Consider the following 6336-nt stretch of genomic DNA (forward strand, 5'->3'; position numbering starts at 1 on the left):
GAGGATGTTGTCCATGAACCGGGGAGGGCATGAAAATGAAACGAATTTACCTGATCAGGCATTGCAAAGCGCATGGGCAGGAGCCTTCGGCGGAACTCACCGCAGAGGGACGCAAGCAAGCGGAGTTGTTGGCCGATGTTTTGCTTGACCGACCGATCAATTGCATTGTCTCCAGCCCTTATCTTCGAGCCATCTCCACAATTCAACCGTTAGCAGAACGATTGGGGTTGCCCATCCATCAGGATGATCGGCTTTGCGAGCGAATTTTGGCGGTTCACGATTTGCCGGATTGGATGGATCACTTGAAAAGATCGTTTGATGAACTTGATATGAAGCTGCCTGGCGGAGAATCTTCAAGAGAAGCCATGAACCGGGGAATCGCAGCGATTGAAGACCTGCTTCAACGGCCGGAGGAGCATGCAATTGTCGTCACCCATGGGAATTTGATGTCCTTAATTTTGAAACACTATGATGATTCATTTGGGTTCGAGGCATGGAGCCGGCTGACGAATCCGGATGTGTATGAGCTGGGGTTCATCGGGGATAAGGCAATTGAGGTAACGCGTCTTTGGAAGTAGTTTTGGATTTCTAATTAGACTTGTAAGAGGGTGTACACGAAAAATCGAGTACATTTTTGAATTTTCGGTGGTTTTGTCGCAATGTATATGAAATTTCATATATATTTGCACGTTTTCAAGTGTTTTGGTCCAAATCTATATGAAAAATCGAATACATTTCGGATTTTTCGACGCTAGCGCCAATTTATACATGAAATTTCGAATACATTTCCGAAGTAGAACTATCGATGGGAGGTTGACATCTTGTCCGAACACGAAGAAATGTTGAACGGTGGTAATATCAATCAGGTTGTAAAAGTAGGGGGAACCGTACGCAGGAATGCGAAACCGAATCCATATGTGTATGACTTGCTCAAACACTTGGAAGTCCAAGGTTTTGCCCACTCCCCACGATATTTAGGACAAGATGATCAGGGGAGAGAGGTGCTTACTTATCTTGAAGGCGATGTACCGGGGGACAACTACCCCGAGTTGGACCTCTACATGTGGTCGGACCGTGTGCTTACCGAGTTAGCGAAACTCTTGCGAAGCTATCATGAAGCTACATCTGGGTTTGTGACCCCCCATGAATCGGTCAACCGTTATCCCGATGAAGCAAGGCATGAGGTCGTTTGTCATAACGACGCTGCCCTGTACAATATTGTGTTTTACAACCGTCAGCCTGTAGGCCTCATCGATTTTGATATGGCTGGGCCGGGTCCAAGGCTGTGGGACATAGCCTACACTTTGTACACGTCGGTTCCTCTCGCTGGTTTTTCGCCAGGAGACACGGATCGGCAAGTTGTTTCTTACCTGCGGGAACGTCATGCGGCTCTGCGAGAACGAAGGATTACTTTATTCTTCCAAGCCTATGGCATGGAGGCTCCAGATAACCTTAAGGATTGGGTGATTTCGCGAATCCAAACTATGTGCAAGACCTTGTCTGAGCGCGCTGCTGCCGGTGATCCGGCTTTTCTGAAATTAGTCGAAGAAGGACATCTAGCTCACTATGAGCAAGAAATTAAATTTCTAGAGGAACATTTTGAGGACTGGTGGTGATCGTATTCCCGCCAGTCTTTTTTAGTGATTTATCCCCGGTGAAAAGTCCACGTTTACCTCAGCCTGGATCCTTCCCAATAGACTCCTCAACCACCTTTCTATCCTCTGTAAATCGTAACTGTTACGTATAAGATGATAAAATGTGTCAAAATTCCCCACTAAAATATGGATTGACAACAAAAAGAAGGTCTGATTATACTGTCTACATCGTAATAATTACGATTAAGGAAAGGAGAGAAACTTAAAAATATGAATCAAACGCAAGCTACAGGCTCTAAAAGCATAACGGTCAAGCTGCTAGCAGGTGGACTGCTGGGGAGTATGCTACTGGCTTTGACTTCGGGGTGCGGGTCACCTGCGGGCAGTCAGGCAAGTGAGACGACGATCACCAGCTCGTCGGCGACAACGGTGCAAGCCACAGAAGCTGCAACGGTTACGGATCAAGGAAAGAGTGAGACGTTTCTGTCCTTTACAGATGATGTTGGGCACGAGGTTACACTTTCGTCCCGTCCTCAGAGGATCATCGTTCTTTCTCCACAGCTGCTGGATTTATTGTATGCCGTGGATGGTAATGCTATCGCCCGCGCGACTTCCACCGGGGGAGCTGTGCCGGAGGAGGCAAAGTCGATTGAAGATGTGGGGAACATGACCTCGGTAAATACTGAAAAACTACTGTCCCTAAAACCGGATCTGGTCATGGGCTCAACGGCATTTCATCGTGATCTGGCGAGCGTACTCGAAGCCAGCGGTGTTCCGCTAGCGTTATTTAATCTCAGCACGTATGAGGATTTAAGGGAGAAGGCGCTGCTGTTCGGTAAATTAGCCGGTACGGAGACGAAAGCATCTGAGGCGCTGGCGAAGTTACAAGGTCAAATCGAAGAGCTGACCGAGAAGGTGCCGACGGGTTCATCGCCTAGCTTTATCATGCTGAACGTGACGCCCAGCAGTATATCAGTTCAGCGGGAGAATACCGTAGGACTGGAAGTTGCTAACCTGCTACATATGGAAAACGTGGCGGCAACACTGACGCCATCCCAGAAAAGCCCAACGACAGCTCCTTTTAGTATGGAGAAAATTGTGGAGCTGGATCCGGACTATGTGTTCCTGCTTATTCATGGGGCTCGCGAGGAAGGGGAGAAGATCATCGAAACCGACCTGGCGAGTCAACCGGCTTGGGCCTCGTTGCGTGCGGTCAAGGAACAACATATGGCGATTCTGCCTTCCGACCTGTTGCTCTCCAATCCGGGATTTCGGTTCAACGAGTCGGTAGAGTATTTAGCAAAACTGGTGTATCCGGAAATTTTTGGACATGGAAATGGCAACTAAGACCAAGTCATTATCGGCAGCAAGAGGAGGGCTTGTACTAGCGATCATCGCGTTGGCAGCGGTGGTTGGGATCGTATGGAGCATTGGGACGGGAGCCGTCTTCATCCCAGCGAGAGAAGTTTGGCTGTATCTGTTTCATGGGTACGACGGCCCCCTGAAAGAAGTAATTTGGAATATCCGATTGCCCCGTACGTTGGTTGCGGCGCTGGTTGGCGTAAATCTGGCTTTATCGGGAGTTATTTTACAGGGAGTTATGCGGAATCCGCTCGCTGACCCGCATATCATCGGCGTCTCCTCTGGGGCCGGGCTGCTTGGCATTATGATTCTGATCTTATATCCGGAGGCCTGGCCATGGTTGACGCCGGTTGCCTTCCTCGGAGCTTCAGCCGCAGCTGCAATCATCTATGTGTTAGCCTGGAAACAGGGGGTTCAGCCGGTTCGTCTGATCCTGGCAGGTGTGGCAGTATCCGCGTTTCTTGGTTCAGGCATCTCGGCACTGCTCACCTTCTACAGCGACCGTGTCAATGGCGCGCTTGTCTTCCTCGTTGGCGGCTTGTCAGCCAAAAGCTGGCCGGAGCTGCATATGATGCTTCCTTATTCGCTGGCAGGCACGGCGTTGGCGCTGTTGGGGGCGGTGCACCTCAATCTGCTGGCATTAGGTGATGCCAATGCACGGGGACTTGGGGTGAGAGTAGAAGCCACGCGGCTTATCCTCACGGCAGTCGCCACGCTGCTAGCCGCTAGTGCGGTAAGCGTGGTGGGGTTGCTTGGTTTTGTAGGACTGATCGTCCCCCATTGTGCGAGATTGCTTATCGGCAGTGACCATCGTCTGTTACTGCCTGCCTCTGCCTTGCTGGGCGTCGCCGTGGTGACCGTTTGTGATACGCTGGCCCGCTTGTTGTTTGCACCGATCGAGCTTCCAGTTGGCATCATTCTGGGAGTGCTGGGGGCACCGTTTTTTCTGTATTTGTTAAGGAGGGAAGGCGAATGACCGCGTTAGTGCTGGATCATTTGGCTGTTAGGTACAACGATCGTACGGTCATCGAGCAGATCAGCTGGAGGGCAGAGAAAGGCAAGATCTACAGCATTATCGGGCCGAACGGATGCGGTAAAAGTACCTTATTGAAGGCAATCTCCGGACAACTCAAGCCGGCTCGCGGCACGATTTTGTTGGACGGCAAGCCCCTCTCAAGCTATTCCAGACGGGGCCTTGCCCAATACTTGTCCATGCTGCAGCAGAGCCAGGAGAAGCAGCCGGACCTGACGGTACGCACCTTGGTTGGCTTTGGTCGCTTCCCTCATAAACCAGCTTGGGCCGGGTTTCGCCGGGAGGATGAGGAGGTCATTGACTGGGCCTTGGCGCAAACAGGGACTTTATCGTTTGCAGAACGGAAGCTGTCTGCTTTGTCGGGAGGAGAACGCCAGCGAGCCTGGATCGCTTTGGCTTTGGCGCAACAGCCCAAGCTGCTGCTGCTTGACGAGCCAACAACGTATTTGGATGTCAGCCATCAGTGGGAAATTTTGGAGCTGGTCTCCGAGTTGAACCGAAAGTATGGCATTACCATCCTCATGGTGCTGCACGATATGCATCATGCCGCTGCTTTTTCCGACGAACTGTTGGTGCTGCGTCAAGGGGAGGTCTATGCCAGCGGATCACCGGCAGATACGCTAACCGAGCAAACATTAGGTGAAGTGTTTGGCGTGAAAGGACAAATTGTACAGGATCCCGCAACCGCTCGCTTAAGCTGTTTGGTGACGGGACTGCTATAAAGACAGGAACATCGAAAATAAGGAGTAACGGGAGAGGATGAAGATGAACGGGAAACCGGAAGTGTATCCGTTTGCCGCAATTGTTGGACAGGAAGCCATGAAAAAAGGGTTGCTCTTAAACCTCGTTGAGCCGCGGTTAGGCGGAATGTTGATTCGTGGCGAGAAAGGCACCGCCAAATCAACGGCAGTCCGTGCCCTTGCCGATCTGATGCCGGGGCTTCGGGTCGTCAACCTTCCGGTGAGCGCCACGGAGGATCGGGTGGTCGGCACACTGGATATCGAACACGCGATCCGTGAAGGGGAGAAGCGTTTCGAACCCGGCTTGCTGGCTGCAGCGGACGGTCATATTTTGTACGTGGATGAGATTAATTTGTTGGATGACGCGATTGTAGATGCGTTGCTGGATGCCGCTGCGATGGGGGTAAACACCGTGGAGCGGGAAGGAGTGTCGTATTCGCACTCCGCTCGTTTTATTCTGATCGGAACGATGAATCCGGAAGAAGGAGAACTGCGGCCCCAGCTGTTGGATCGTTTTGCGCTGTCCGTAGAAGTGGCCGGAGAACGCGAGATAGCGGATCGGATGGAAGTCGTCAAGCGCCGCCTGGCCTTCGAGGCGGATCCAGCCGCTTTTCGCCGCGAGTATGAACAGGAACAACAACAGCTGAATGAACGCATCGAGAGCGCGCGAGAGAGACTTGCAATTATCGAGCCCACCGACCAACTGCTGGAATGGACCGCCAAAGTGGGGATTCGCCTGGGGGTAGACGGTCATCGCGCAGACATTACCTTGATGAAAACAGCCATGGCGCTTGCCGCTTGGGAAGGCCGTACCCGAGTCCAACCGGAGGATATGGTGGAGGCAGCGATGTTAGTCATGCCGCATCGGATGCGGAAACGGCCGTTTGAGGACGGAGAAATCCATGCGGAGAAAATGGTGCAACTGCTTGATGAGCTGATGGCGGAGGTTTCGAATGCAGTCTGAAGCTTATGCTTACCCCTTCTGCGCGGTGGTGGGGCAAGAACAAGCCAAATTAGCCTTGCTGCTTCATGCCGTCAACCCAACGCTGAGGGGAGTTCTGTTGGTCGGGGAACCCGGTACGGCCAAGAGCACGATGATTCGTGGTTTAGCTGAGCTGTTGCGGGATCAAAGAGGGATGACGATTCCGCTTCACGTTGATGAGGAACGATTGTTTGGCGGAATCGATACGGCGGCGGCTATCCGCTTCGGTGAGCGACGGGTTGTCCCGGGCCTGCTTCGGGAAGCGGATGGGAATTGGCTCACGATTCATGAAGTGAATCTGATGCGCGAAAGCATCTTGCGAGCAATTCTTTCTGCTGCTGAGCAAGATGGATATGATCAGGCGGAGGGAGAGCAGCCGAGCTGGGTGCCGTCCTCATTCCGGCTGTACGGAACGATGAACCCGGAAGAAGGATCGCTGCCCAATGCGTTGCTGGATCGTTGGGGGCTGTATGTGCCGGTTTCGACGTTAACCGATCCGGCCGAACGGGCCGAAATCGTCCGCCGCAGGCTTGCATTTGAGCGCGATCCGAGCGGGTTCGTTCACGCCTTCGCCGCGGAATCGCAGGCGCTTCGGGAGCGGATCGCGCAGGCGCGGGCACACCT

At 52.5% G+C, this 6336-nt stretch carries 7 protein-coding genes; all 7 read left to right on the plus strand.

Annotated features, from left to right (window positions below; all coding sequences use genetic code 11):
- Positions 1-35 precede the first annotated feature (35 nt).
- On the plus strand, positions 36-578 hold the full coding sequence (locus RW092_RS16830; protein ID WP_127575844.1) for a histidine phosphatase family protein: 543 nt from the start codon (positions 36-38) through the stop codon (positions 576-578).
- Positions 579-821: 243 nt separating this feature from the next.
- Entirely contained in the window at positions 822-1616 is a 795-nt protein-coding gene (locus RW092_RS16835) for an aminoglycoside phosphotransferase family protein (protein ID WP_316010750.1), read from the plus strand.
- Positions 1617-1865: 249 nt separating this feature from the next.
- On the plus strand, positions 1866-2942 hold the full coding sequence (locus tag RW092_RS16840; RefSeq protein WP_316010751.1) for an ABC transporter substrate-binding protein: 1077 nt from the start codon (positions 1866-1868) through the stop codon (positions 2940-2942).
- Positions 2932-3933: a FecCD family ABC transporter permease gene (locus tag RW092_RS16845; RefSeq protein WP_051417166.1), complete on the plus strand. Its 1002-nt coding sequence runs from the start codon at positions 2932-2934 to the stop codon at positions 3931-3933. Before RW092_RS16840 ends, RW092_RS16845 begins: the two co-directional genes overlap by 11 nt.
- A complete protein-coding gene (locus RW092_RS16850; protein ID WP_028540220.1) occupies positions 3930-4712 on the plus strand; it encodes an ABC transporter ATP-binding protein in 783 nt (260 codons plus the stop codon). Before RW092_RS16845 ends, RW092_RS16850 begins: the two co-directional genes overlap by 4 nt.
- 43 nt (positions 4713-4755) lie before the next feature.
- Positions 4756-5694 carry a magnesium chelatase ATPase subunit I gene (locus RW092_RS16855; protein WP_316010752.1) on the plus strand — a complete coding sequence of 313 codons (939 nt, stop codon included), beginning with the start codon at positions 4756-4758 and terminating at the stop codon, positions 5692-5694.
- Positions 5684-6336: AAA family ATPase (locus RW092_RS16860; protein WP_316010753.1), on the plus strand; the 653-nt coding region annotated here is incomplete at its 3' end. The genes RW092_RS16855 and RW092_RS16860, both read left to right, overlap by 11 nt.

The sequence above is a fragment of the Paenibacillus sp. 3LSP genome (genome assembly GCF_032465655.1).
In the GTDB taxonomy this organism is placed as follows: Bacteria; Bacillota; Bacilli; order Paenibacillales; family Paenibacillaceae; genus Fontibacillus; species Fontibacillus barengoltzii.